The sequence below is a fragment of the Anabaena catenula FACHB-362 genome, from assembly GCF_014698735.1.
GTDB lineage: Bacteria > Cyanobacteriota > Cyanobacteriia > Cyanobacteriales > Nostocaceae > Anabaena > Anabaena variabilis_A.
Genome location: NZ_JACJTQ010000014.1, coordinates 32,196 through 56,034, shown reverse-complemented (window position 1 = coordinate 56,034; position 23,839 = coordinate 32,196). Strand labels below are relative to the sequence as shown.

23 protein-coding genes are annotated in these 23,839 nt (G+C 38.5%); 17 read left to right on the top strand and 6 right to left on the bottom strand.

Annotated features, from left to right (window positions below; genetic code table 11):
* Positions 1 to 92: 92 nt before the first annotated feature.
* The 5 genes from H6G68_RS11270 to H6G68_RS11250 all read right to left on the bottom strand — a co-directional run bounded on the left by H6G68_RS11270 (position 93) and on the right by H6G68_RS11250 (position 3,785).
* Positions 93 to 707 carry a DUF4276 family protein gene (locus tag H6G68_RS11270; protein WP_190906738.1) on the bottom strand — a complete coding sequence of 205 codons (615 nt, stop codon included), beginning with the start codon at positions 705 to 707 and terminating at the stop codon, positions 93 to 95.
* Positions 704 to 1,897 carry an AAA family ATPase gene (locus H6G68_RS11265; protein ID WP_190906737.1) on the bottom strand — a complete coding sequence of 398 codons (1,194 nt, stop codon included), beginning with the start codon at positions 1,895 to 1,897 and terminating at the stop codon, positions 704 to 706. The genes H6G68_RS11270 and H6G68_RS11265 overlap by 4 nt, the downstream gene beginning before the upstream one ends.
* A 147-nt stretch (positions 1,898 to 2,044) precedes the next feature.
* Positions 2,045 to 2,260 carry a hypothetical protein gene (locus H6G68_RS26885; protein WP_199332569.1) on the bottom strand — a complete coding sequence of 72 codons (216 nt, stop codon included), beginning with the start codon at positions 2,258 to 2,260 and terminating at the stop codon, positions 2,045 to 2,047.
* Positions 2,251 to 2,466, bottom strand: a complete 216-nt coding sequence (locus H6G68_RS11255) for a hypothetical protein (RefSeq protein ID WP_190906736.1) — start codon at positions 2,464 to 2,466, stop codon at positions 2,251 to 2,253. The genes H6G68_RS26885 and H6G68_RS11255 overlap by 10 nt, the downstream gene beginning before the upstream one ends.
* Before the next feature lie 116 nt (positions 2,467 to 2,582).
* Positions 2,583 to 3,785, bottom strand: a complete 1,203-nt coding sequence (locus H6G68_RS11250; protein WP_190906735.1) for a phosphoglycerate kinase — start codon at positions 3,783 to 3,785, stop codon at positions 2,583 to 2,585.
* An 88-nt stretch (positions 3,786 to 3,873) separates the two neighbouring features.
* On the opposite strand from H6G68_RS11250, the gene H6G68_RS11245 reads away from it, so the two are divergent.
* The 5 genes from H6G68_RS11245 (at position 3,874) to H6G68_RS11225 (ending at position 7,158) form a co-directional block, all read left to right on the top strand.
* Positions 3,874 to 4,281, top strand: a complete 408-nt coding sequence (locus H6G68_RS11245; RefSeq protein WP_016949615.1) for a universal stress protein — start codon at positions 3,874 to 3,876, stop codon at positions 4,279 to 4,281.
* A 473-nt stretch (positions 4,282 to 4,754) separates the two neighbouring features.
* Positions 4,755 to 5,735 carry a hypothetical protein gene (locus H6G68_RS11240; protein ID WP_190906734.1) on the top strand — a complete coding sequence of 327 codons (981 nt, stop codon included), beginning with the start codon at positions 4,755 to 4,757 and terminating at the stop codon, positions 5,733 to 5,735.
* Between the two features lie 19 nt (positions 5,736 to 5,754).
* On the top strand, positions 5,755 to 6,018 hold the full coding sequence (locus tag H6G68_RS11235; protein WP_190716957.1) for an asr0689 family protein: 264 nt from the start codon (positions 5,755 to 5,757) through the stop codon (positions 6,016 to 6,018).
* Positions 6,019 to 6,026: 8 nt separating this feature from the next.
* Positions 6,027 to 6,251: a hypothetical protein gene (locus H6G68_RS11230; RefSeq protein ID WP_190906733.1), complete on the top strand. Its 225-nt coding sequence runs from the start codon at positions 6,027 to 6,029 to the stop codon at positions 6,249 to 6,251.
* 94 nt (positions 6,252 to 6,345) lie between these two features.
* Entirely contained in the window at positions 6,346 to 7,158 is an 813-nt protein-coding gene (locus H6G68_RS11225; RefSeq protein ID WP_190906732.1) for a NifU family protein, read from the top strand.
* A 43-nt stretch (positions 7,159 to 7,201) separates the two neighbouring features.
* Here H6G68_RS11225 and H6G68_RS11220 read toward each other — a convergent pair whose 3' ends face one another.
* A complete protein-coding gene (locus tag H6G68_RS11220; RefSeq protein ID WP_190906731.1) occupies positions 7,202 to 7,696 on the bottom strand; it encodes a hypothetical protein in 495 nt (164 codons plus the stop codon).
* 187 nt (positions 7,697 to 7,883) lie between these two features.
* On the opposite strand from H6G68_RS11220, the gene H6G68_RS11215 reads away from it, so the two are divergent.
* From H6G68_RS11215 to H6G68_RS11160, 12 genes are all read left to right on the top strand, one after another.
* Positions 7,884 to 8,039, top strand: coding sequence for a NifU family protein (locus H6G68_RS11215; RefSeq protein WP_242045222.1), 156 nt, complete (start codon positions 7,884 to 7,886; stop codon positions 8,037 to 8,039).
* A gap of 104 nt (positions 8,040 to 8,143) precedes the next feature.
* A complete protein-coding gene (locus H6G68_RS11210; RefSeq protein WP_190906730.1) occupies positions 8,144 to 9,316 on the top strand; it encodes an NHL repeat-containing protein in 1,173 nt (390 codons plus the stop codon).
* A 31-nt stretch (positions 9,317 to 9,347) separates the two neighbouring features.
* A complete protein-coding gene (hypF, locus tag H6G68_RS11205) occupies positions 9,348 to 11,699 on the top strand; it encodes a carbamoyltransferase HypF (protein ID WP_190906729.1) in 2,352 nt (783 codons plus the stop codon).
* Between the two features lie 51 nt (positions 11,700 to 11,750).
* Positions 11,751 to 11,999, top strand: coding sequence for a HypC/HybG/HupF family hydrogenase formation chaperone (locus H6G68_RS11200; RefSeq protein ID WP_190906728.1), 249 nt, complete (start codon positions 11,751 to 11,753; stop codon positions 11,997 to 11,999).
* 76 nt (positions 12,000 to 12,075) lie between these two features.
* Positions 12,076 to 13,227, top strand: coding sequence for a hydrogenase formation protein HypD (hypD, locus tag H6G68_RS11195; protein WP_190906727.1), 1,152 nt, complete (start codon positions 12,076 to 12,078; stop codon positions 13,225 to 13,227).
* 24 nt (positions 13,228 to 13,251) lie between these two features.
* Positions 13,252 to 13,506, top strand: coding sequence for a tautomerase family protein (locus H6G68_RS11190; protein WP_190906726.1), 255 nt, complete (start codon positions 13,252 to 13,254; stop codon positions 13,504 to 13,506).
* A gap of 66 nt (positions 13,507 to 13,572) precedes the next feature.
* A complete protein-coding gene (hypE, locus tag H6G68_RS11185; RefSeq protein ID WP_190906725.1) occupies positions 13,573 to 14,667 on the top strand; it encodes a hydrogenase expression/formation protein HypE in 1,095 nt (364 codons plus the stop codon).
* 57 nt (positions 14,668 to 14,724) lie between these two features.
* Positions 14,725 to 15,066, top strand: a complete 342-nt coding sequence (gene hypA / locus H6G68_RS11180; RefSeq protein WP_190906724.1) for a hydrogenase maturation nickel metallochaperone HypA — start codon at positions 14,725 to 14,727, stop codon at positions 15,064 to 15,066.
* Positions 15,057 to 15,860, top strand: coding sequence for a hydrogenase nickel incorporation protein HypB (gene hypB / locus H6G68_RS11175; RefSeq protein ID WP_190906723.1), 804 nt, complete (start codon positions 15,057 to 15,059; stop codon positions 15,858 to 15,860). The genes hypA and hypB overlap by 10 nt, the downstream gene beginning before the upstream one ends.
* 294 nt (positions 15,861 to 16,154) lie before the next feature.
* Positions 16,155 to 16,946 carry a DUF928 domain-containing protein gene (locus tag H6G68_RS11170; RefSeq protein WP_190906722.1) on the top strand — a complete coding sequence of 264 codons (792 nt, stop codon included), beginning with the start codon at positions 16,155 to 16,157 and terminating at the stop codon, positions 16,944 to 16,946.
* 53 nt (positions 16,947 to 16,999) lie between these two features.
* The gene (locus H6G68_RS11165) at positions 17,000 to 19,249 is read left to right on the top strand and encodes a CHASE2 domain-containing protein (RefSeq protein WP_190906721.1); all 2,250 of its coding nucleotides are present in this window, start codon (positions 17,000 to 17,002) and stop codon (positions 19,247 to 19,249) included.
* 201 nt (positions 19,250 to 19,450) lie between these two features.
* Entirely contained in the window at positions 19,451 to 23,824 is a 4,374-nt protein-coding gene (locus H6G68_RS11160) for a beta strand repeat-containing protein (RefSeq protein WP_190906720.1), read from the top strand.
* The last annotated feature ends 15 nt before the right edge of the window (positions 23,825 to 23,839 follow it).

Genomic DNA, 23,839 nt, shown 5'->3' with positions numbered 1-23,839 from the left:
TCTACAAATAGTAACATATTTTGTTTATTTCACGTCTATCTACCTATCCAAAAGCCAACTCTCTACGAATTTATTGTTTTAAATGGAGAGAATTATTCTTTGTCCTCAAAATCAAGATGTTGTAACTTAACAATATCATTTTCCGATTTATATTCCTGAATAACTTTTTTAATTGAACTAATAAAATGATAAAAACTGCGAGAGCGTGTATTTTCCAGATTTAAATAAGGTGCTATCATTCTTGATCCGTTTATCTTTTGGTATTCAGGTACAAGTGATTTCAGTTCTTTTGATGGACTTTCAAGATTATCAGGATTGCGGAACTTATTTTTATTTTGCTGTGATGAAAGATTGGTTTTATTATAAGCCTTTTCTACCGCTTCCAAATCAGCAATATACCAGCTTTCAAGTTCACGACAAGCAATACGCACAATAGATTGAAATTTATTTGCTGCTTCGCATTTTTGTTGAAGATTTGTTTTAATAACTTGACAGTCACCAGAATCTTGATCACGCAAAATAATGAATCTTGCATGAGGATTATTATATCCTTGAAGTTTTCGTGTTATCTGTTTTTCTAAATCTTGTTTACCTTCAAAAACAATATACCGAACAACTATATCTTCTTCTAATATTATCTTCGGTAAAATGCCTTCAATCATTGCTTTTGCAGATGGTTCTTCTAGTAAAAAAACAAGCTCTATCATAGCGGGTCTGCTCCCTCAAAAAAACCCTGCCTCCATAAATAACCAAGTTTATCACCTTCATTCATGTATGTTGTGATTTGTTCATCATCACTCGCTCGTTTAACTACTGTATAACCTCTTTCTTTTTGTAGCCAAAAGACTTCTTCTAGTTCGCAACCATTTAAAAAATCAGGGGAATGAGTGGATACAAAAACTTGACCCCCTTTTCGTGCATATTCTCTAAATTCTTCTGCCAATTCGTAAAGAAGTTTAGGGTAAAGTTGATTTTCTGGTTCTTCTACACATAGCAAAGGATGAGGTTTTGGGTCATACAAAAGCACTAAATAAGCAAACATTTTGATAGTTCCATCAGAAACATATCGCGCTAAAAAAGGATCATGAAAATCACCGTCTTTAAACCGCAGTAATACCCGTCCTTCTTCAGTAATTTTAGAATCAACTTCGCTGATACCAGGAACTCGCTGTTTTAGTTTTTCAATGATTTTATGATAAATATCAGGGTGTCTTTTATAGAGAAATTCCGTCACCATTGCTAAGTTCTCACCCTCTCTGGAAAGATGTTCTGCATAACTAGATTCCCTTTCTGGTCGCGCTTGTTGGATATGAAAATCGGAAATATGCCAATTTTCAAGTAAATCACCAATTGCTTTACTTGCAGGGAATTTTTCAAATTGTGCTAAACCTTTTAAAGCTAGAATATCTGGAGATTTTAACTCGTGGTCTTCTCGTTTTAATTCTTTTTCATCTATAACCTGATCAGGTTCATTAATAACAGCTTGTCCTTTACCGTTGGAAAAATCAATAAACCGCCAAGGCTGACCTTTACTCCCTCTTCGGTATTGAAGAATCTCTCTTTCTATGATAGGACGATCATCTTCTTCATTAATTGTTAAAGAATAGGTAACTAATGGAGATTTTCTACCTTGAGGAATACGAAATTTCAATTCAATTTCTATCGGTCCAGTTGAATTACGGCTTCTTACTTCCTGGAATCCTCGACTTCCTCCTAATTTCGTGAGAGCAACATGAACGTTATCAGTTAAAGCATCTTTCAAAAAACTGAATACATTAAAAATTGTGGTTTTGCCAGTACCATTTGCACCGACGAAAACGCACATTTTAGGAATCTTTTTAATTTCTACGTCTTTGAAAGCTTTAAAGTTTTTTAAATGGATACTTTCGATTTTCATAGTATTCTCCTAAACTCAATTACTTAAAATCCAGTTAGCCAGATTTATTTTAATTCGCTCCAATCTTTCTGTGGGAATTTCACCAATTTTTCCCAATAATATCTTTTCAGATACAACTGCTAACCGTGAGACTCTAATAACGCTTTCTTACTTTAAGCCTGTTTGTTTAAAATCCTGATCATTGGGTGTAATAATTTCATCAAGTCCAGTCACTTCTTGCCCTGTTTTAGCGGAAATCATACAAACCAGCCAATCATCATAACCGTTACTTAATGGCTTAATTAGAAGTGCTGGGCGTAATTTTCCAATTGTCAGGTCTGTTTGGGGAAATTTGAATAAAACAATTTGACTAACTATTGCCATTTTTCTATGAGATCCGCTTCTGTGTATTCGGGGAGATGATCATTTTCTAAACCTCTCATAGCCTGTTCAAGAGAAAATTGATTCCATTCTTCATTTTCTGCATTATTTCTATATGGTAACAAGGTGTTATAAAGTGTTAGTTTTTCTTGTTGCAATACTTCTTGAACTATCTCCTTAATCAAGGCTTTTAGTTCTTGGGTTTCCATAATTTTACCTTTGGCTAACTTCCTAATGCTAGTAGATAAATGCTAACAAAAAGAGTAAGGTAATGCAAAATTACACCCCCTACTCAATTTGTCATTAGTTAACGGAATTTAACAGCTTACGCTTCATCTAAAGCTGCAATACCAGGTAAAATCTTACCTTCTAGCAACTCCAAACTAGCACCACCACCGGTAGAAATGTGGCTCATTTGATCAGCCAAACCTACCTTTTCCACTGCGGCTACAGAGTCACCACCACCGATAATGGTAGTTGTGCCGGTTTTGCCGATTTCTGCTAGAGTATGAGCGATCGCTTCCGTACCAGCCGCAAACTTATCAAACTCAAACACACCCATAGGCCCGTTCCAAATCACAGTCTTACAATCAGCCAAAGCTGCTTGGAAAACCTTCACAGAATCAGGGCCAATATCTAAACCCATACCATCGGCAGGGATATCTTCAATGCTGACAGTAGTAGCATTAGCATCAGGCGCAAACTTATCTGCGGAGACGATATCTGTAGGTAGCAACAAAGCCACACCACGTTCTTTCGCCTTAGCTTCCAAAGACTTCGCTAATTCCAGCTTATCTTCTTCCACCAAAGACTTACCCACACTCAAACCACGGGCTTTGTAGAAGGTGAAAATCATCCCACCTCCAATGATCAGTTTGTCGCACTTTTCCAACAAAGTTTCAATTACGCCGATTTTGCTAGAAACCTTGGAACCACCGATAATTGCTGCCAAAGGACGTTGGGGATTTTCGATCGCATTTTGCAGATATTCCAATTCCTTCTCCACCAAATATCCAGCCACAGAAGGACTGAGGAACTTGGTTACACCTTCAGTCGAAGCATGGGCGCGGTGTGCAGTCCCAAAGGCATCATTTACATAAAAATCAGCGTTTGCTGCCAATTTCTTCGCAAATTCAGGATCGTTTTTCTCTTCTTCTGGGTAAAAGCGGACATTTTCTAGTAACAGCACTTGGCCATTTTGCAAAGCCGCAACTTTCGCAGCCACATCATCACCGATACAATCATCAGTTTTGACAACTTCTTGTCCCAACAACTCAGAGAGGCGCTTGGCAACAGGCGTTAGACGCAATTTTTCAGTTACACCCTTGGGGCGACCAAAATGGCTGGTTAAAATCACCTTAGCGCCCTTTTCGGTCAAATCCTTGATGGTTGGCAGCGCAGCGCGAATGCGAGTATCGTCGGTAATGTTACCTTGATCATCTACAGGAACGTTAAAATCAACCCGCACTAAGGCGCGTTTACCAGAAATATCAGCCGCAGATAAACTTGCTAAACTTTTTTTGGACACAACTAAACCCTCCTGATTGCCTTTTTGTTATTGTTTTGAAAGTATAACCATCAAGATTTTACCGGAGTACGGGGTGTCCCAGTGATTTATGTTTAAGACAGTTCTGTTTCCAATTGATCAAAGTCGGGCTGCGCGGGAAGCTGCGGATGTAGTTGCCAACGTAGTACAGAAGTACAGTAGTCGCTTAGTACTCCTGTCAGTCGTGGAAGAACCAACCTCAGATACCCCTAATCCTGATCCTATGGTGTCTCCAGAGGCGGTTGCTAAACTGCTAGAAAATGCCCAAGCCTTATTTTCTCAGCAAGGAATTACAGCCGAAGTGTTGGAAAGACAAGGTAAACCAGCCTTTACTATCTGTGATGTTGCTGATGAAATCGAGGCCAGTTTAATTATTATGGGCTGTCGGGGGTTAGGCTTAACGGATGAAGGCGCAACTGATAGCGTCACCAGTCGCGTCATTAACCTTTCCCCTTGTCCAGTTTTGATTGTTCCTTAGTGATATATTTGGGCAGGCATCTCGCCTGTCCTATCATCGTAAATTCAAGGGTTTGAGACCTCTAAGTCTACACTTAGTCTCAGTTGAGTCGGGTAAGTGTCACCTACTCCAACTGTCTTCAATTTTTAATTTTTAATTTTTGATTTTTAATTTTGAAGAATTCCTAACAGACTTTTAATTGCTATTGATATTGGTAATTTCCCGCTAGGATTTTCTCAACAAACTGTTTTATAGTGAGAAGAATTGACTTAGGCAATCAAAGGAGTGGTCATAAGATTGCGGGCAAAAATACCTGTTAATTGAAATTTTGGCTTCTCGTGTTTTATCTCCCTGTGAAGAGAGATAGAAAAGTTTGAGATTGGGGAATCTGTTGAAAAGACTCGAAACTTGCGTAAATCGGCTTAGTTTATAGCCCCACATTTGTTGTGTGTGGGTGTTGACTTAATTCCCCAACCGGCTAGAGTACGCCAATTATGACCCCTAGTATTACAGATTCAGCAGTCAAGGCAGCGATCGCAGCTATTGCTTCGGAGTCAGCAACAGCAGAAGAAAAAATCCAAATGCTGATAGAAATGGCGCAAGGCTTTCAGAAAAAGCCGAAAACTGCCCAAGACCTACGAAATGCAGTAGGGTTGTTTTATCGTGCCTATGAAATGTGCGGTGACAACTATCCTTTGCTAAAAGCACGGGCTAAGGTGGGAATAGCAGGTACTCTCCAGATGATTCCTGATGCAGATTCTCAACTGTTGCTACAAGCAAAGGAAGGTTATGAAGAAGCCTTACCAATCTTACAACAATTTGCCACACCAGAGGAAGTAGCAGAAGCACAGATGAATTTGGGGTTAGTTTTGCAATCCCTAGTTCCCGACAATTTAGCGCGGATAACTGACAGCATTCAAGCTTATCATCAGGCTTTGCGGGTGTTTAGCTGGGAAGATTACCCACAGGAATATGCGATTTTATCTAACAATATAGCGATCGCATATCTTTCTATGCCCATGGCATCAGAACGGGAATATTTACGTCAAGGGTTAGCAGTGCAGTCTTTTGAAGTAGCACTCAAACATATTAACCTCATTGACCATCCTAGGGAATATGCCATGTTGCAGAACAACTTAGGTAACGCTTTGCAATATTTAATCAGTTCCCATCCTGTAGAGAATAACTTACGCGCTATTTCTGCCTACAACGAAGCCTTAAAAGTGCGGAATCCTCAAGATACACCCTTAGAATATGCTAACACAATTTCTAACAAAGCCAACGCCCTATTTAACTTACCCGACAACCCAGAAAAACCCGAATTAGGTAATCAGCAAAATCTCTTAACAGCCAAATCCTACTATCAAGAAGCTTGGCAAATATTTACCGAAAATCAACAACTAGAACAAGCCGAAGTAGTAGCCAAAGCACTACAAGATGTAGCAGCAGAAATGCAAGCATTTGTTTTGAATTAAACCCTCAATAGGAGAATCCATGTTTGATTTTGTCAATAACCCAGCATTTAAAGAATTTCTGTATAGTTTGAATACAGAATTAAATCTCACGACAGCATTTACTTGGTTAATCATTGCTGTGATTTTATCCATGATTGGTGGTGCAATTGGTGGCATGATCCTTGCAGGTAAAGACTTAGGCTATAAATTCGCTGCAACTATTGGTAGTTTGTTCGCACCTGCGGGAATAATTCCTGCCATTATTCTCGGCTTATTAATGATGAATTTCTTATCTAACTACTAGGAGGATATATGTTAGAACTAAGCTGGTTTTCTTTCAAGTTACTTCTCAAAGGTAAACTATTACGAGATCCTATCTATTTTCTCCGTCAAACCACTATTGCTAGTGGTGTTGGCACACTCATATTAGTATTATTAGCACAGGCAGCTATCCCTCTTTGTATTCCCATCACTGTAGCGAGTTTAGTAACTGGTGTCATGATGCCTTTTCTGCTACAAGACTTTAGAATGAAATGAGTTTGCATAAATACCAAATTAAAAGTTATCAATCCCTACAGATTTATCTGTGGGGTTGAGTTTTAATGTTTATAATTAATTAAGCAGATTAATAATGACTCAACTAGAAGAATTGATTACAGATATTAACAGATTTGAAGCGATTATTTCTGAATGGGATGAAAGTCAAAGATGTGTAGCCGTAGGTTTACAACGGGCTATTGAATCTCTACATAAAGCCGCATTAACTAATTTAATTAAAAGTCTTAAGCAAGAAAATTTATCAGCTTTAAATCAGGCTGTAAATGATGAAGTTGTCTATGCAGTTTTGCTATATCATAACTTAGTTAAACCTCCATTATCAGAACGTATCCAAACAGCATTAGCCGAAGTTCGTCCCAGTTTACAAAATCATCAAGGAGATGTAGAATTAGTCGCCATTAAATTACCAGATACAGTTGAAGTTAAATTAATTGGTAGTTGTAGTAATTGTGCGACTTCTACCTTAACTTTAACCCAAGGAATAGAACAAACTATTAAAAAATATTGTCCAGAAATTACCCAAGTAGTTGCGGTTAAGGGTAATTCTCATTCTCCTGCTAATTCTCTTCCTACAGATTCCTATTGGGTGAAAGCAACAACATTAGATAACATAATTGAAAATCGCATTTTAGCAGTTAGAGTTGCTAATAATGATTTAATTATGTACAGACAAGGTGATCATATTAGTTGTTATCAAAATAGTTGTTCTCATTTGGGTTTTCCGTTAGATAAAGGAACTGTAAAAAAAGGAATTATTACCTGTGCATCTCATCAGTTTCAATATGATTTAAATACAGGTGAATGTTTAACTGTACCTGATGTTTACTTGCAAATTTATGAGGTGAGAGTTAAGGGTGAAAATGTATATGTGAACGTGCAAAGATAAACATACAGATGGGATGGAATGCAGGAGTATTTTTCTAAATTATTTAGATCCAGTTTTCTTTAATAATAAGCATTCTTCTTTGCGGATAATAAATCACAATATCAAATTTCTGAATAGATTGAGGACCCTTTACCTCTAAACCATCTCCATCATAACACTTTACTAACAAATAATAATCAAATGGACCCGGAAATGAGGGTAAGGCATGGAAAGGACTACAGGTATCAACTTTTGTTTGTTCAGATTTGACAATTTGCCATTGGCTAGATTGTAAAATTTTATCCAAAAATTTTTGTGATTCTTCAACAGGAATTTCTAGAATAATTTCTCTGTAACCATCACCAACCAAACCGTAGTACTCATATTCTTTAGAAATTAGTTTAACTGATTTATCAAGTGGTATACCAATAACTTCTTCGGCAATCTGTTTAGGACTTGGTTGAAAAATCCAAAGAAATAATAGATCCAACGCCAAAAATGATACGATTATTAAGATAACAGTAGGTGCATTTGGTAACTTGATTTGATAGTTTTTCATACCCTGATTAATTTGCCCTGCTTTTGATAGAATGGTTGAAAAATTTTTTGTGCTTTATTCAACAATAATAAATCCCATCAATCTGCTTAGGAACGAGACTAAGGGAGAACTTAATAAAACTTGATACTTCTTAGATATTCTCTAGTTTTGATTTCTTTCTAGCGTTCCATTGAACAACCTAACCAAAATGTTTCTATCCAATTGTCTAGCTTCCACATTAACCTTATCTCAAGGAATTGAAAAGGCTATTAAAGCACTTTGTCAGGAAATAACCACAGTAATTGCAGTTTCGTCAAGACGGGCTTACCTGCCCATTTACAATTTGAGAATTAACTCAAATTGACATTATAACTACATCTTTCCATCCACTAATGTTTTTAAATGAATCAACCCCCAAAAAACCCTATCCTTCTCTCCTTGACTCTGCGACTCTGCGTGAGATAAATAATGACTTCACCACCCTTAACAAACCAAATACCCCATTTACCCCTATCTCATAAAAGTGCAGAAGTAATATTAGGAAACAACACTACACCCGAACAAATAGCCATACCTATTGCACCTAGTCCGACAACAATGTTCGGTCCCCGTGCAGCTTGTTTATTATCACCAACAGGAATATTATGGGTAGCAGATACAGGACATCATCGTTTATTAGGTTGGCGAAATTTACCCACAAAAGATCATCAACCATCTGACTGGGTAATAGGACAACCAGACTTTTATTCTGAAGGACAAAACGCCAAAGGTACACCAGGAAAATCTACATTTAGTGTTCCTACAGGTATTTGTAAATGTGGTAATGGTTTAGCCGTTGCCGATGCTTGGAATCATCGCATTTTAATCTGGTATAATGTTCCAGAAGATAGTAATATTCCCGCAGATTTAGTATTAGGACAAATTAATTTTATTGATAATGAACCAAATCGAGGAAATCGAGAACCTGCGGCAAATACCCTACATTGGCCTTACGGTATTTTCTATCATCAAGGTAAGCTATTTGTAGCGGATACTGGAAATCGTCGTTTATTGATTTGGAATCAATTCCCTACCGAAAATGGACAACCTGCGGATATAGTTTTGGGACAACCAAACATGATATCACGCAATGAAAATGGTGGTGGTTCTCCCACTGCTGCTAGTATGCGTTGGTGTCATGATATCACCCTTTGGGAAGATAATTTAGTTGTTACTGATGCAGGTAATAACCGGGTAATGATTTGGTCAGGAATACCAACAGAAAATAATGCCCCTTGTGCGGTGGTTTTAGGGCAAAAAAATTTTAATTTGGTGGAATTAAATCAAGGAGTTTATTTCCCTAATGCAAGTAGTTTAAGTATGCCTTATGGGGTAGATATCTGGAAAGATTGGTTAATAGTTGCAGATACAGCTAATTCTCGTTTGCTAGGATGGAAGAAACGAGAATCCATTTTATTATTACAAGGTGCAAATGCTGATGGTGTGATGGGACAAGATAACTTTACAAATAAAAGCGAAAATCGGAATTTTGGACTACCAACAAGACAAAGTTTAAATTGGTGTTATGGAATTAAGGTTTGTGGAGAAACTGCGGTAATTGCTGATTCTGGAAATAATCGCGTTTTGATTTGGAAGTTTTGATTATCTCACGCAGAGACGCAAAGGAAGAAAAATGCCGATTGAGGAAATTCGGGTTCGTGGGATTGTCCAAGGTGTCGGTTTTCGTCCTACTGTGTATCGTTTGGCTAAGGTTTTTGGGTTAAAGGGTGATGTTTGTAATAATGGTGAAGGTGTTTTAATTCGTGTTTCTGGTAGTGAGGAAGAAATCACAGTATTTATAAAAAAAATATATCAAGAATGTCCTCCTTTGGCCAAAATTAATGAGGTTAAGAGGAGTCCATATTTTGGGGAATTTGATTTTAATGACTTTGTGATTTCTCCCAGTGTTAATAGTGTGGTGAAAACCGAAATTTCTCCTGACGCTGCAACTTGTCCCCAATGTCAAAAGGATATTTTTGATCCTTTTAGTCGTTATTTTCGTTATCCTTTTACTAATTGTACTCATTGTGGTCCCCGGTTGAGCATTATTCGCGCTATTCCCTACGATAGAAATAACACCAGCATGGTTAATTTTTCGATGTGTAAGGAATGTGAAAAGGAATATAAAAATGTAGAAAATCGTCGTTTTCATGCCCAACCTGTTGCTTGTCATGTATGTGGTCCTCGTGCATGGTTGGAAAGGGCTGACGGTAAACCTGTTATCTCTGATATGTTCTCAATGTTAGATGATGTGGATGCTGTTTGTACTTTATTACAAAAGGGTGAAATTGTCGCTATTAAGGGTTTGGGTGGGTTTCATTTAGCTTGTGATGCAACTTTAGAAAATGCAGTTTTAAAACTTAGAAACCACAAACAACGTTATCATAAACCTTTTGCTTTAATGGCAAGAGATATTAATATTATTTCTGAATATTGCTATATTAATGATTTAGAAAAACAATTATTAACAAGTCCTGCTGCACCCATTGTTTTATTAAAACTAAAAACAGATAAACAATTACCATCTTTAATAGCACCAGGACAAAATACTCTGGGTTTCATGCTTCCTTATACCCCCTTACATCATTTAATTCTCAGACGCATGAACCACCCGATAGTTTTAACTAGCGGGAATATTTCTGATGAACCACAATGTATAAATAATGAAGATGCAAAAGATAAATTATCAAAAATAGCCGATTATTTTCTTTTACATAATCGAGATATTGTGAACCGAGTAGATGATTCTGTTGTCAGAGTTATCGATAATCAAATACAAACTCTAAGACGTGCGAGGGGATATGCACCTGCACCAATTATTCTACCACCAGGATTTGAAAAAATACCACCAATTTTAGCAATGGGTAGCGAGTTAAAAAATACCTTTTGCTTATTAAGAGAAGGTAAGGCAATTTTATCACAACATTTAGGAGATTTAGAACACGCAACAGCATTTAACGCTTATCAAGAAACATTAAATTTATATCTAAACTTATTTGCCCATAAACCAGAAATAATTGCTATTGATAAACATCCAGAATATCTATCATCTAAACTGGGTAAAGAACTAGCAACAGCTAATCAAATTCCACTTGTTCAAATTCAACATCATCACTCCCATATAGCAGCTTGCATGGCAGAAAATCAAATTTCCTTAAACTCGAAACCAGTTTTAGGAATAGCATTTGATGGATTAGGTTATGGTGAAGATGGTCAACTATGGGGCGGAGAATTTCTATTAGCAGATTATCATGATTTTCAACGATTAGCGACATTTAAACCCATGCCCATGATAGGAGGACAACAAGCAATTTATCAACCGTGGAGAAATACATACTCTCAATTAATTAATGCCTTTACTTGGGAAGAAATCAAAGAAAAATATAGTGATTTAGAAATTATCAAATTTTTAGAACATAAAAACCCTAAACTACTGAATCAAATTATAAAAAAAGGTATTAACTCACCCTTAACATCATCAGTAGGGAGATTATTTGATGCAGTAGCCGCCGCAATAAATATATGTAGAGAACAATGCAGTTATGAAGGACAAGCCGCTATCGAAATGGAAGCCATAGCTGATGTTAACATATTAAACAATGATGAAGAAACTCTAAACTATACCTTTAAATTTGAAAAATCAGATAATATCTATTATATAGATACATCTTCTACATGGCGAGAAATACTCAATGATATAAACCAGCACATCTCCTCATCAGAAATAGCTGCAAAATTTCACACAAGTTTAGCTAGTGCAGTGGTAACAATGGTTAAACAAATTAGACAAGAACATGAATTTCACCAAGTAGCATTAACAGGGGGAGTATTTCAGAATCGAATTTTATTAAAACAGGTAAAAATGCAATTAGAAAAATTAGAAATAAACGTTCTCACTCATAGCATAGTACCTGCAAATGATGGAGGTTTATCACTAGGACAAGCTGTTATAGCTGCTGCTAAATACTTAAAAGAAATAGCATAAAAACCTCTGTTGTCTCTGCGTGAGATAAATCTTCAAAAAAGGAAAATCAAAATGTGTTTAGGAATACCCGGACAAATAACAGAAATAACCAACGTAGAACACAAACTAGCAATAGTTAATATTGGGGGAGTAAAACGCCAAGTAAACATAGCTTGTATAGTAGACGAACAACACCCACCAGAAAAATGTATAGGAGACTGGGTACTGGTTCACGTCGGCTTTGCAATGAACCGAATTAACGAACAAGAAGCCGCAGAAACATTGCAATTATTGCAAGAAATAGCCCAAGCTTACACTTAAAATCTCTTTTCTTCCTTCTTCCTTCTTCCCTCTTCCTTCGCGTCCTTTGCGCCTTTGCGGTTTATTAAAAATTGATATGAAATACGTAGATGAATTTCGTAACCCCGAAAAAGCCCAAGCATTACAAAAAGAAATCGAAAAACTCAGCCAAAAAATAGATACACACATCAAAATAATGGAAGTATGCGGAGGACATACCCATTCCATTTTTAAATACGGAATCGAAGAAATATTACCCGATAACATCGAACTAATTCACGGCCCAGGCTGTCCAGTGTGCGTCATGCCCAAAGGTAGAATAGATGATGCGATCGCACTTTGCCAAAATCCTAACATAATTTTCACCACCTTTGGCGACGCAATGCGCGTACCCGGTTCAAAAACCAGCCTCTTACAAGCCAAAGCCCAGGGTGCAGATATTCGCATGGTTTACTCACCCTTAGATAGCTTAAAAATTGCCAAAGAAAACCCCAATAAAGAAATAGTATTCTTCGGTTTAGGCTTTGAAACCACCGCCCCCAGCACAGCATTTACCATACTCCAAGCCGCAGCAGAAAATATCACTAACTTTAGTATGTTTTCTAATCATGTATTAGTTATACCCGCCCTCCAAGCATTATTAGAAAATCCAGATTTAAAACTCGATGGTTTTGTCGGTCCCGGTCATGTAAGTATGGTCATAGGTACAGAACCCTACGAATTTATTGCCCAAGAATATCATAAACCAATAGTTATTTCTGGCTTTGAACCATTAGACATATTCCAATCAATTTGGATGTTATTAAAACAAATAGTCGAAAAACGTTGTCAAGTAGAAAATCAATATAATCGCTTAGTAGAACCAGCCGGAAATCAAAACGCATTAAAAGCCATGAATCAAGTTTTTGCAGTCCGCGAAAAATTTGCATGGCGTGGTTTAGGAGAAATCCCCAATTCCGGTTTTAAAATCCGCCCAGAATACGCCCAATTTGATGCTGAAGCCAAATTTACAATTCCTAATTTAAAAGTAGCCGATCATAAAGCTTGTCAATGTGGAGAAATTCTTAAAGGAGTCTTAAAACCTTGGCAATGTAAAGTATTTGGAACAGCTTGCACACCAGAAACACCCATAGGAACTTGTATGGTTTCCTCCGAAGGTGCTTGTGCAGCATATTACAAATATGGGCGACTTTCAAATATGGGTAAAAGAGATAAATCAGGTGTATCGACCGAATCTCTATCAGTCTAAATTGCACAATTTGAGGAAAATTACATGGCTTATGTAACCGTCAGAATTAGTAAAAATAACTCCATAGAGAAAAAACGGAAATTAGTCAAAGCTATGACTGATGCTTTAGTCTCTGTTTTAGATACTAAACCTGAGTCAATAATTATTCATTTTGAAGAAATTGAACGAGAAGATTGGGCAGTTGGTGGTGTTTTGCATTATGACAAAAATAACAATAAGCGCGAAGATAGAGATGAAAGAAAAGACAGAGACGAAAGAGATGAAAGAAAGAATTGGTAAATAATTTAAAACGACAGGCATATTGCCTGTCAAAACACAAAATTTATACTTATAAAACAATTTAAAATGACAATTCTTCCCAATCAAAATCCACTGTTTCAAAAAATCGAACAAGTTCGTCGTCGTCAGGGAAAAATCCGCGATACCCATATTAATCTCGCACATGGTAGCGGTGGTAAAGCCATGCGAGATTTGATAGATGATATCTTTGTAAAAACCTTTGATAATCCCATTCTTTCCCAATTAGAAGACCAAGCAACATTTGATTTAGCCAGTCTTTCCCAACATGGAAATAGATTAGCATTTACTACAGATTCCTATGTAGTAGATCCCTTATTCTTCCCTGGTTCAGATATAGGAAAACTAGCAATTAACGGCACAATTAACGATTTAGCTGTGAGTGGTGCAAAACCTTTATATCTTACCTGTAGCATGATTTTAGAAGAAGGTTTACCAGTAGAAACATTGCGCCGTGTAGTTTCAAGTATGCAGGAAGCAGCACAAAAAGCCGGAGTGCAAATAGTCACAGGAGACACAAAAGTTGTTAATCGTGGTTGTGCTGACAAACTATTTATTAACACTGCGGGAATTGGCATAATTCCCCCCAATATTGATATTTCTCCCCGCAACATTAAACCGGGAGATGTAGTCATTATTAACGGAGAAATAGGAAATCATGGCACAGCAATATTAATTGCTAGAGGAGAACTAGCATTAGAAACAGATATAGAAAGTGACTGTCAACCATTACATGAATTAGTAGCTGAAATAATCAAAGTTTGCCCCCAAATTCACGCTATGCGAGATGCAACCAGAGGAGGTTTAGCCACAGTATTAAATGAATTTGCCCTGACCGCAAACGTAGGAATACGCATCAATGAAAATGCAATTCCTATTCGAGAAGAAGTAAATGGAGTATGTGAAATACTCGGTTTAGAACCCTTATATCTAGCCAACGAAGGAAAATTAGTAATAATAGCACCAAAAGAAAAAGCCGACATAATTTTATCAACAATGCAAAATCATCCAACAGGAAAACAAGCATCTATCATAGGTGAAATTATCCCCACACCACCAGGAATAGTCCTCTTAAAAACCGCCTTTGGTGCAGAAAGAATAATTGATATGCTAGTAGGAGATCAACTTCCCAGAATTTGTTAAAACTCCTCCTTCTCTTTGCGCCTCTGCGTCTCTGCGTGAGATAAAATCATAAACATTATGCACGAACTAGGAATTACCCAAAATATCATCGCTATAGTTAGGGAAAATGCCCAAGGTAAAAAAGTCCAAAGAGTATTATTAGAAATTGGTCAATTATCAGCTATTATGCCAGATGCGATTAAGTTTTGTTTTGATATTTGTGCCAAAGACACAATAGTAGAAGGTGCCTTATTAGAAATATTAGAAATACCAGGAATGGCTAAATGTCGTCAATGTGGGACAAAATTTTATGTAGAAAAACCTTTTAGTATTTGTGAATGTGGTAGCGTGCAGTTAGATATAATTACTGGGGAAGAACTAAAAATTAAAGAAATTGAAGTGGAGGATTTATGTGTGTAACTTGCGGTTGTGCTGATGATAATCAAGCCAAAATTACTAATTTAGAATATGAACATCATCATACTCATACTTTACCAGATGGGACTGTAATTACCCATACTCATCACCATGAAGAAGCGCCCCAAATTCATGCGAAAATTCATAATACAACAATATCTTTAGAACAAGAAATTTTAGGAAAAAATAACTTATTAGCTGCCCAAAATCGCGGCTGGTTTAAAGGTCGAAATATTCTCGCTTTAAATTTAATGAGTTCTCCTGGGGCGGGAAAAACTACTTTATTAACTCGCACAATTAATGATTTAAAAGATAAATTAACTATCAGTGTTATTGAAGGTGATCAAGAAACTACTAATGATGCTGAAAAAATTAAGGCAACAGGCTGTAAGGTTGTGCAAATTAACACAGGTACAGGCTGTCATTTAGACGCATCAATGATAGAAAGAGGTTTACAAAAACTTAACCCACCATTAGATTCTGTGGTGATGATTGAAAATGTCGGAAATTTAGTTTGTCCGGCTTTATTTGACTTAGGAGAAGAGGCTAAAGTTGTAATTTTGTCAGTGACAGAAGGAGAAGATAAACCAATTAAATATCCCCATATGTTTCGTGCTAGTGAAATCATGATTCTCACGAAAATTGATTTACTACCTTATGTACAATTTGATGTTCAACGCTGCATTGAATATGCGAAACAAGTAAACCCTAAAATGCAGATTTTCCAAGTTTCTGCTACTACTGGTGAAGGGTTAGAAGATTTGTATAGGTGGTTAAATCAAAAAGTTGCTAATTAATACTCAAATTAATTAATACTCATAGGTAAATAATTTAACTTAATACCTTTCGCAAAGCCTCTTCCGACAAAGGGAGAGGTTTTTAATCTCTGTGTAATATCAATTCACTTAAATTAAAGCTACAAATGAATCTCCGCGTCTCCGTGTCCCCGCGTCCCTGCGTCCCCGCGTCCCTGCGTCCCCGTGTCCCTGCGTCCCCGTGTCCTTGCGTCCCCGCGTCTATCTTGTTGGCATTGATAAAATTTTAGACTAGTGTTAGATATGTATCATCGAAATTGATCGAAGCTAGTGTATATGAGTAGAAAGTTTTCTTTTGTTCAAGTAAAAACCCGCACTTTGGGAATTTTGACGGGAATCTTCATGATTCCTATCATACCAACTCAGAGTAACGCACAGTTATACCAAGGATTGCGAGTGAGCGTAAAATTCCCGCCAGCGCAAGATTTGGGCGCACCGGCACGAACTTCAGGAGCGGGTTCGCGGGGTACTGTTTGTGGTAATCAGAGCTTAAGTAATGGATTAATCTCAGACAATCTTAATCAGAAGCAAACATATCTGACTGCGTTGACTCCAGAAAATAATGTGTTAACGACAGTGGCTCCCAACCCCACAGTTTATCTACAGGTTCCTAAAGCTATTAATAAGAACGCTGAATTTCGTGTGATTGACAAAGAAACGGAAACAGTTGTTTATGAAAAAATTTTTCCAATTGTGAATACTCCTGGGATAGTGAAGATAAGTATGCCAAATACTGTCAACTTAGCAGCGGGTAAAACTTATCAATGGCAATTCTTAGTTATCTGTAATCCTCTGGATAGAGAAGCAGATAAAGCACTTGAGGGTTGGATTCAGCGTACTTCTTTGAGTGCAGAACAAGCGGCTAGAATAAGACGGCTAAAAGCGAACTCTGTAGAACAGGCAAAATTGTATGCAGAATATGGGATTTGGCATGAAACTCTGAAGATTTTGGATCAGTTGCGCGATCGCAATCCCCAAGCACAAGCCGAATGGATAGAACTGTTAAACTCAGTTAAGTTAGAAAAACTTGTCGAAATTTCTTCCTCTTCCCCTAAACCACAGAATTAGTCCCTCAGTAGTGCTGAGTTCTTGAGTATTAAATCCTTTGATTTTCCTAGGAGATGGGCAAGATAAAACGTTTTTTGTGGGAATGGCGGGCTGTTGGGATTACTACCCCCAGTATGGCGGGATTAGTAATCCTTTTACGCTTTCTTGGTTTATTACAATCTTGGGACTGGGCAGCTTTTGATCAATATATGCGTTGGCGGCCGCCTCAACCCCAGGATGACAGAATTGTGATTGTGGGGATTGAGGAAGCAGATATGCAATATCTTCAGCAAGGTTACATTGCTGATGGTGTTTATGCGAAGTTGCTGAAAAAACTCAAAGCCAGAAAGCCAAGAGCAATTGGTTTGGATATTTATCGAGATCTCCCTTTTGAACCAGGCCATCAGGATTTAGTGAAGGTGTTTGAATCAACCGACTATGTGATTGGGATTCAAAAAGTAGTAGGCGATCGCAATAGTCAGCCAGTTCCACCACCACCTGTACTTAAAGCCAAGGATCAAGTAGGGGCAAATGATGTAATTGCTGATGCCGATAACAAGATCAGACGTGGTTTCATTTATCTAGCAGATGCCAACAATAAACCTGTTTACAGCTTTAGCTTTTATCTAGCATTACTTTATCTACAAAAAGAGGGTATTACTGTTCAGGGAAATAAAGATTGGCAGTTAGGGAAAACGGTATTTTCTCGCTTTCAATCTCATGACGGTGGCTATATCCGCGCCGATGACAATGGCTATCAGATGTTATTGAATTACCAAGGTGAGACCGGCTCTTTTAATACAGTTTCCCTCAGAGATATTTTAGAAGACCGAGTCCCAAAAGATTGGGGACGCGATCGCATTATTTTAATTGGGATGGTGGGTGAAAGTTTCAATGATTTATTCTACACTCCCTACAGTGGCGATTTGCTCAGTATCCCAGAACCCATGTCTGGGGTGGAAGTTCAGGCACATCTCACCAGCCAAATTTTGAATGCTGCCCTCAAAGGTAACGCCTTAATTAAAAGTTGGTCAGAACCCCAAGAATGGCTGTGGATTGCCTTCTGGTCAGGGGTTGGTGCTATCCTGACTTGGCGGTGGCGATATGTAGGTAAATCGCTTAAATCCTCTTTTTGGTGGTGGGGAACTACCCTTGTATTGGCGCAAGGGGTTTTATTAGGTAGTACATACATAGCTTTTGTTTGGGGCTGGTGGTTGCCTGTTGTTGCCCCATTTTTAGCACTGACCGGTGCGGCTATTGCTATTACAACTTATATTGCTAACACCGCAGATTCAATTCGCAAAACTTTTGGGCGTTACTTGACAGATGAGGTAGTTGCCACTTTGCTGGAAAGCCCCGAAGGATTGAAAATTGGGGGTAAAAGGGCAAAAATTACCATCGTCACTTCCGATTTAAGAGGATTCACCGCCCTATCAGAACGACTGTCTCCAGAAGTAGTGGTACAAGTTCTCAACATCTATCTGGAATTTATGTTAGATGCGATCGCACAACACCAAGGAACCATTGATAAATTCATGGGTGATGGTATTGTCATTCTCTTTGGTGCGCCCACACGCAGGGCAGATGATGCTCAACGAGGAGTTGCTTGTGCTGTAGCCATGCAGTTAGCAATGACTGCTGTTAACGAAAAGTTAGCCCAATTGGATTTACCAACTTTAGCAATGGGTATTGGTATTAATACTGGGGAAGTTGTCGTTGGCAATATTGGCTCAGAAAAACACACCGAATACACCGTCATTGGCAAAGAAATGAATCTCGCTTTCCGCATTGAAACTTATACAACAGCCAAACAAATTCTCATTTCTGAAGCAACTTTAAAAGCAATTGGATCAGCAACCCTCAGAATCGATGGAGAACTACAAATCAAACCAAAAGGAGTTAAAGAATTAATCACAGTTTATGATATTGGTGGTATTGGTGAACCATATAACTTGTTTTTAACCAAAGACACAGATATCTTTGTTGATCTGATGGCACCAATTCCCATCATCTACCAAATAGTTGATGGTAAGCAAGTTTCTGACAATATATTCAAAGGACATTTAATCAAACTATCAGATCAAGCTGCCTTAGTGCAAATCGATAACACAGAATCAGATACTGCACTCCCTAATTTCATTAATATTAAGCTCAACCTATTAATAGATGGCAATCAAGAAAACTTGAGTGAAGACATCTATGCAAAAATTTCCGATAAACCTGCAACTCCGGGTAATTTTTATCTGCAATTCACCTTTAAACCTCCAGCAGAAGCAGGTATACTTTTTAAAGCTCTTTCTCAATCAATTAAAGATCATAAATGAAAAAGGCGGGTTTAGTATGTATAGCCAAGCCACTGCGTTGGGCGACTTCGCCGACTTAAAGCGCTTTCTGCTGTTATGAGATACAGTTTTTTATCCCCAAGCCTGTAGGGGCGGGGTTTCCCCGCCCTCGATGATATTGCATTCTAGTACTAAATTAGACTTGTGCATTCATCCTCTAAAATCCCCTATAAATCCATTATCATGAAAAAATTTTCCCTCCAACAACTAATTCTATTGTTTATTTTCTTCCTCTTTCCTAGTAATCAGCTAAAAGCACAAATAACACCTGACCAAACATTAGGACAAGAAAATTCAGTAGTTAAGCCCATCGACCAAATCAACGACCGGATAGAAAATGGTGCAACCAGAGGTACTAATCTATTTCACAGTTTTCAAGAATTTAATATTGATTTAGGTAAAGGAGTGTACTTTGCTAATCCTGTAGGCATAGAAAACATATTAACTCGTGTGACTGGTAGTAATGTTTCCCATATTTTTGGGAAATTAGGAGTAGAAGGAACAGCGAATTTATTTTTAATAAATCCCAATGGGATATTTTTTGGCAACAATGCTAGTTTAGATATTCGTGGTTCTTTTACTGCGACAACTGTGGATGGTATTAAATTAGGTGAGAATGGTTTATTTACTGCAACAAATCCCCAACATAGTAATTTACTTTCTGTCCAACCAGGAGCATTATTTACCAACGCCTTAAGAAATTATCAAGCGCAAATTAATAATCAAGGGAATTTAACAGTTGGGAAAAATTTACTCTTCAATGCAGACAATATCAATTTATCTGGACAGCTAAGAGCAAAAGGAAATTTAACACTACAAGCTAATAATTCAATATCGATTAATAAAGGTGTCTTGTCTACCGCAACTTCTGGAAAGAAGAACGCCGGCAATATCTTGATTACCACCAACACTCTTGATATTCTCAATGACTCTTCCTTATCTGCCAATACTAATGGAAAAGGAAACGCAGGAACTATCAAAATTAAAGCTACTGACTTAGTTTCCTTTGACAAGAGTTCTGCATTCACTCAAGTGACATCAGAAGCAGTAGGAAATGCAGGAGATATCGACATCACCACAGGCTCCCTATCACTTACCAATGGCTCTTCTCTATCTGCCAGTACATTTGGGAAAGGCAACGCAGGAACTATGAAAATTAAAGCCACAGACACAGTTAAGTTTGACGGGAGTTCTGCATTCAGCCGTGTGGGACAGGGTGCAGTAGGAAATGCAGGAGGTATCGACATCACCACAGGCTCCCTATCACTCACCAATGGCGCTCGACTCAATGCTAGTACTAGTGGAACCGGAGACGCAGGCAGTATAGATATTCATGCCACTAAAGATGTCTTATTTGATGGTGTTAATGGTTTACCCACTGCTGCCTTAACCAACGTAGAAGAAGGAGCAAAAGGAAATGCCGGTAATGTGAATATCACAGCCGAGTCACTATCTGTTACCAATGGCGCTTTACTTGAATCACGAACTCGCGGAACTGGAAATGCAGGAACTATCAAAATTAATGCTACTGACTTAGTTTCCTTTGACAAGAGTTCTGCATTGAGCCGTGTGGAATCAGGAGCAGTAGGAAAGGGAGGAGATATCGACATCACCACAGGTTCCCTATCACTCACCAATGAGGCTCGACTGAGTGCCAGCAGTAGTGGACAAGGAAACGCAGGAACTATCAAAATTAAAGCCACAGACACAGTTTCCTTTGACGGAGATTCAGCAGCATTCAGTCAACTGGGATCAGAAGCAGTAGGAAAGGGAGGAGATATCGACATCACCACAGGCTCCCTATCACTCACCAATGACGCTCAACTGACTGTCACCACATTTGGCAAAGGAGATGCAGGAACTGTCAAAATTAAAGCCACAGACACGGTTAAGTTTGACGGAGATTCAGCAGCATTCAGCCGTGTGGGACAGGGTGCAGTAGGAAATGCAGGAGGTATCGACATCACCACAGGCTCCCTATCACTCACCAATGGCGCTCGACTCAATGCTAGTACTAGTGGAACCGGAGACGCAGGCAGTATAAATATCAATGCCACTAACAATGTCTTATTGGATGGTGTTAATGGTTTACCCACTGCTGCTTTAACCAACGTAGAAGAAGGAGCAAAAGGAAATGCCGGTAATGTGAATATCACAGCCAATTCACTATCTGTTACCAATGGCGCTTTACTCGAATCACGAACTCGCGGAACTGGAAATGCAGGAACTATCAAAATTAATGCTACTGACTTAGTTTCCTTTGACAAGAGTTCTGCATTTAGCACTGTGGAATCAGGAGCAGTAGGAAAGGGAGGAGATATCGACATCACCACAGGTTCCCTATCACTCACCAATGAGGCTCGACTGAGTGCCAGCAGTAGTGGACAAGGAAACGCAGGAACTGTCAAAATTAAAGCCACAGACACAGTTAAGTTTGACGGGAGTTATGCAACCAGTCAAGTGACATCACGAGGAAACGGAAATGCAGGCGGTATCGACATCACCACAGGCTCCTTATCTGTCACAAATGGCGCTCAACTAAGTGCCACCACATTTGGAACTGGAGACGCAGGAACTGTCAAAATTAAAGCCACAGACACGGTTAAGTTTGACGGAGTAAGCAACGGATTTTCCAGTGGGGCATTTAGTCAAGTGACATCAGGAGCAGTAGGAAAGGGAGGAGATATCGACATCACCACAGGTTCCTTATCACTCACCAATGACGCTCGACTGAGTGCCAGCAGTAATGGAGAGGGAGATGCAGGAACTATCAAAGTTAACGCTACTGGTGAAGTTAAGTTTGATAGCAACAGTCGTGCAGTCAGTCAACTGGGATTAGGAGCAGTAGGCAATGCAGGAGGTATCGACATCACTACTGGCTCCCTATCTGTCATAAATGGCGCTCAACTGAGTGCCACAACATTTGGAACCGGAGACGCAGGAACTGTCAAAATTAAAGCCACGGACATAGTTTCCTTTAATCGGGGTTCTGCATTTAGCACTGTGGGATTAGGAGCAGTAGGAAATGCAGGAGGTATCGACATCACCGCAGGCTCCCTATCTGTGACAAATGGCGCTCGACTCAATGCCAGTACTAGAGGCAAGGGAGACGCAGGCAGTATAGATATTCATGCCACTAAAGATGTCTTATTTGATAGTGTTAATGGTTCCACTTCTGCCTTAACCAACGTAGAAGAAGGAGCAAAAGGAAATGCCGGTAATGTGAATATCACAGCCGAGTCACTATCCGTTACCAATGGTGCTTTACTCGAATCAAGGACTCGCGGCAACGGAAATGCAGGCAGTGTAAATATCAATGCCACTAAAGATGTCTTATTTGATGGCAACAACAGACTATTCAATAGTGGTGCTTTTATTGGTGTAGAAGCTACAGCCCAAGGAAGTGGTGGCAATATTGATATTACTGCTGAGACTGTGACAGTAAAAAATAACGCTCAAATTTCTGCCAGTACCTTGGGACAAGGTGATGCAGGGAGTATTACAGTTAAAGCTAATACTTTTACAGCTGCAAATGGAGGACAATTACTTTCAACTACCTCAAATGCTGCCAAAGCTGGAAATATCAACCTGACAATCCGTGATCATATCACCCTCACAGGAACTAATACCGGACTATTTGCCAACACAGAAAAAGGTTCTAGCGGTGATAGCGGGAGTATTTTTATTGACCCCCAAACCTTAATTATTCAAGATGGTGCAAAGATAGCTGTCAATAGTCAAGGTAGTGGTAAAGGTGGAAATATTTCTCTGCAAGCTGGTAATCTTACCTTAGACAATAATGCTTTTATCACTGCGGAAACTTCCAGTAGTCAAGGTGGGGAAATTAATCTGCAAATCCAAGATTTATTATTGTTACGTCGCAACAGCCAAATTACTGCCACAGCAGGTACAGCAGGTGCTGGGGGAGATGGTGGAAATATCAAGATTAATTCTCCCTTGATTGTGGCTTTTCCCAATGAAAACAGTGATATTACTGCTAATGCTTTTCAAGGCAATGGCGGGAAAATCAACATTAATACTAATGCCATATTTGGATTAAAATATCAACCACAAATAACCACAAGAAGTGATATTACTGCATCTTCTCAATTTGGTCTAGCTGGACAAATTCAAATCAATACACCTGATGTAGATCCTACTTCTGGCTTAATAGAATTACCAGAGAATTTACTCGATGCTGAATCATTAGTAGGCACGGATATTTGTTCAGATAAGCAAATTGCTAAAAACAATTCTTTTGTAATTACAGGGAAGGGTGGTGTACCTGCTGATTCTGATGAATACATTAGTAATTCACCTGGGTTAGTAGTATGGGCAACTCGTTCAAAAAACCAGGAAATAATACCTATGGTTAAGAGACAGCAACAAAGGATAAATAATCCGCCACAAAATTCAACTAAGCGGGTAATTCAGCAAGCACAAGGATGGATAATCGGTGCTGATGGTAAGATAATTCTCACAGCAGAAGCACCAAATGTCACACCTCAAATTTCAGCTTTAAATCATCCTGATTGTCATGCAAACAGTACTAATTAATCGTCTTGTTTGAAC

Coding starts and splice junctions, on each gene's coding strand:
- H6G68_RS11270 (WP_190906738.1), bottom strand. CDS start 707: ATGATAGAGCTTGTTTTTTTACTAGAAGAACCATCTGCAAAAGCAATG.
- H6G68_RS11265 (WP_190906737.1), bottom strand. CDS start 1,897: ATGAAAATCGAAAGTATCCATTTAAAAAACTTTAAAGCTTTCAAAGAC.
- H6G68_RS26885 (WP_199332569.1), bottom strand. CDS start 2,260: ATGGCAATAGTTAGTCAAATTGTTTTATTCAAATTTCCCCAAACAGAC.
- H6G68_RS11255 (WP_190906736.1), bottom strand. CDS start 2,466: ATGGAAACCCAAGAACTAAAAGCCTTGATTAAGGAGATAGTTCAAGAA.
- H6G68_RS11245 (WP_016949615.1), top strand. CDS start 3,874: ATGTTTAAGACAGTTCTGTTTCCAATTGATCAAAGTCGGGCTGCGCGG.
- H6G68_RS11240 (WP_190906734.1), top strand. CDS start 4,755: ATGACCCCTAGTATTACAGATTCAGCAGTCAAGGCAGCGATCGCAGCT.
- H6G68_RS11235 (WP_190716957.1), top strand. CDS start 5,755: ATGTTTGATTTTGTCAATAACCCAGCATTTAAAGAATTTCTGTATAGT.
- H6G68_RS11230 (WP_190906733.1), top strand. CDS start 6,027: ATGTTAGAACTAAGCTGGTTTTCTTTCAAGTTACTTCTCAAAGGTAAA.
- H6G68_RS11225 (WP_190906732.1), top strand. CDS start 6,346: ATGACTCAACTAGAAGAATTGATTACAGATATTAACAGATTTGAAGCG.
- H6G68_RS11220 (WP_190906731.1), bottom strand. CDS start 7,696: ATGAAAAACTATCAAATCAAGTTACCAAATGCACCTACTGTTATCTTA.
- H6G68_RS11215 (WP_242045222.1), top strand. CDS start 7,884: ATGTTTCTATCCAATTGTCTAGCTTCCACATTAACCTTATCTCAAGGA.
- H6G68_RS11210 (WP_190906730.1), top strand. CDS start 8,144: ATGACTTCACCACCCTTAACAAACCAAATACCCCATTTACCCCTATCT.
- hypF (WP_190906729.1), top strand. CDS start 9,348: ATGCCGATTGAGGAAATTCGGGTTCGTGGGATTGTCCAAGGTGTCGGT.
- H6G68_RS11200 (WP_190906728.1), top strand. CDS start 11,751: ATGTGTTTAGGAATACCCGGACAAATAACAGAAATAACCAACGTAGAA.
- hypD (WP_190906727.1), top strand. CDS start 12,076: ATGAAATACGTAGATGAATTTCGTAACCCCGAAAAAGCCCAAGCATTA.
- H6G68_RS11190 (WP_190906726.1), top strand. CDS start 13,252: ATGGCTTATGTAACCGTCAGAATTAGTAAAAATAACTCCATAGAGAAA.
- hypE (WP_190906725.1), top strand. CDS start 13,573: ATGACAATTCTTCCCAATCAAAATCCACTGTTTCAAAAAATCGAACAA.
- hypA (WP_190906724.1), top strand. CDS start 14,725: ATGCACGAACTAGGAATTACCCAAAATATCATCGCTATAGTTAGGGAA.
- hypB (WP_190906723.1), top strand. CDS start 15,057: ATGTGTGTAACTTGCGGTTGTGCTGATGATAATCAAGCCAAAATTACT.
- H6G68_RS11170 (WP_190906722.1), top strand. CDS start 16,155: ATGAGTAGAAAGTTTTCTTTTGTTCAAGTAAAAACCCGCACTTTGGGA.
- H6G68_RS11165 (WP_190906721.1), top strand. CDS start 17,000: ATGGGCAAGATAAAACGTTTTTTGTGGGAATGGCGGGCTGTTGGGATT.
- H6G68_RS11160 (WP_190906720.1), top strand. CDS start 19,451: ATGAAAAAATTTTCCCTCCAACAACTAATTCTATTGTTTATTTTCTTC.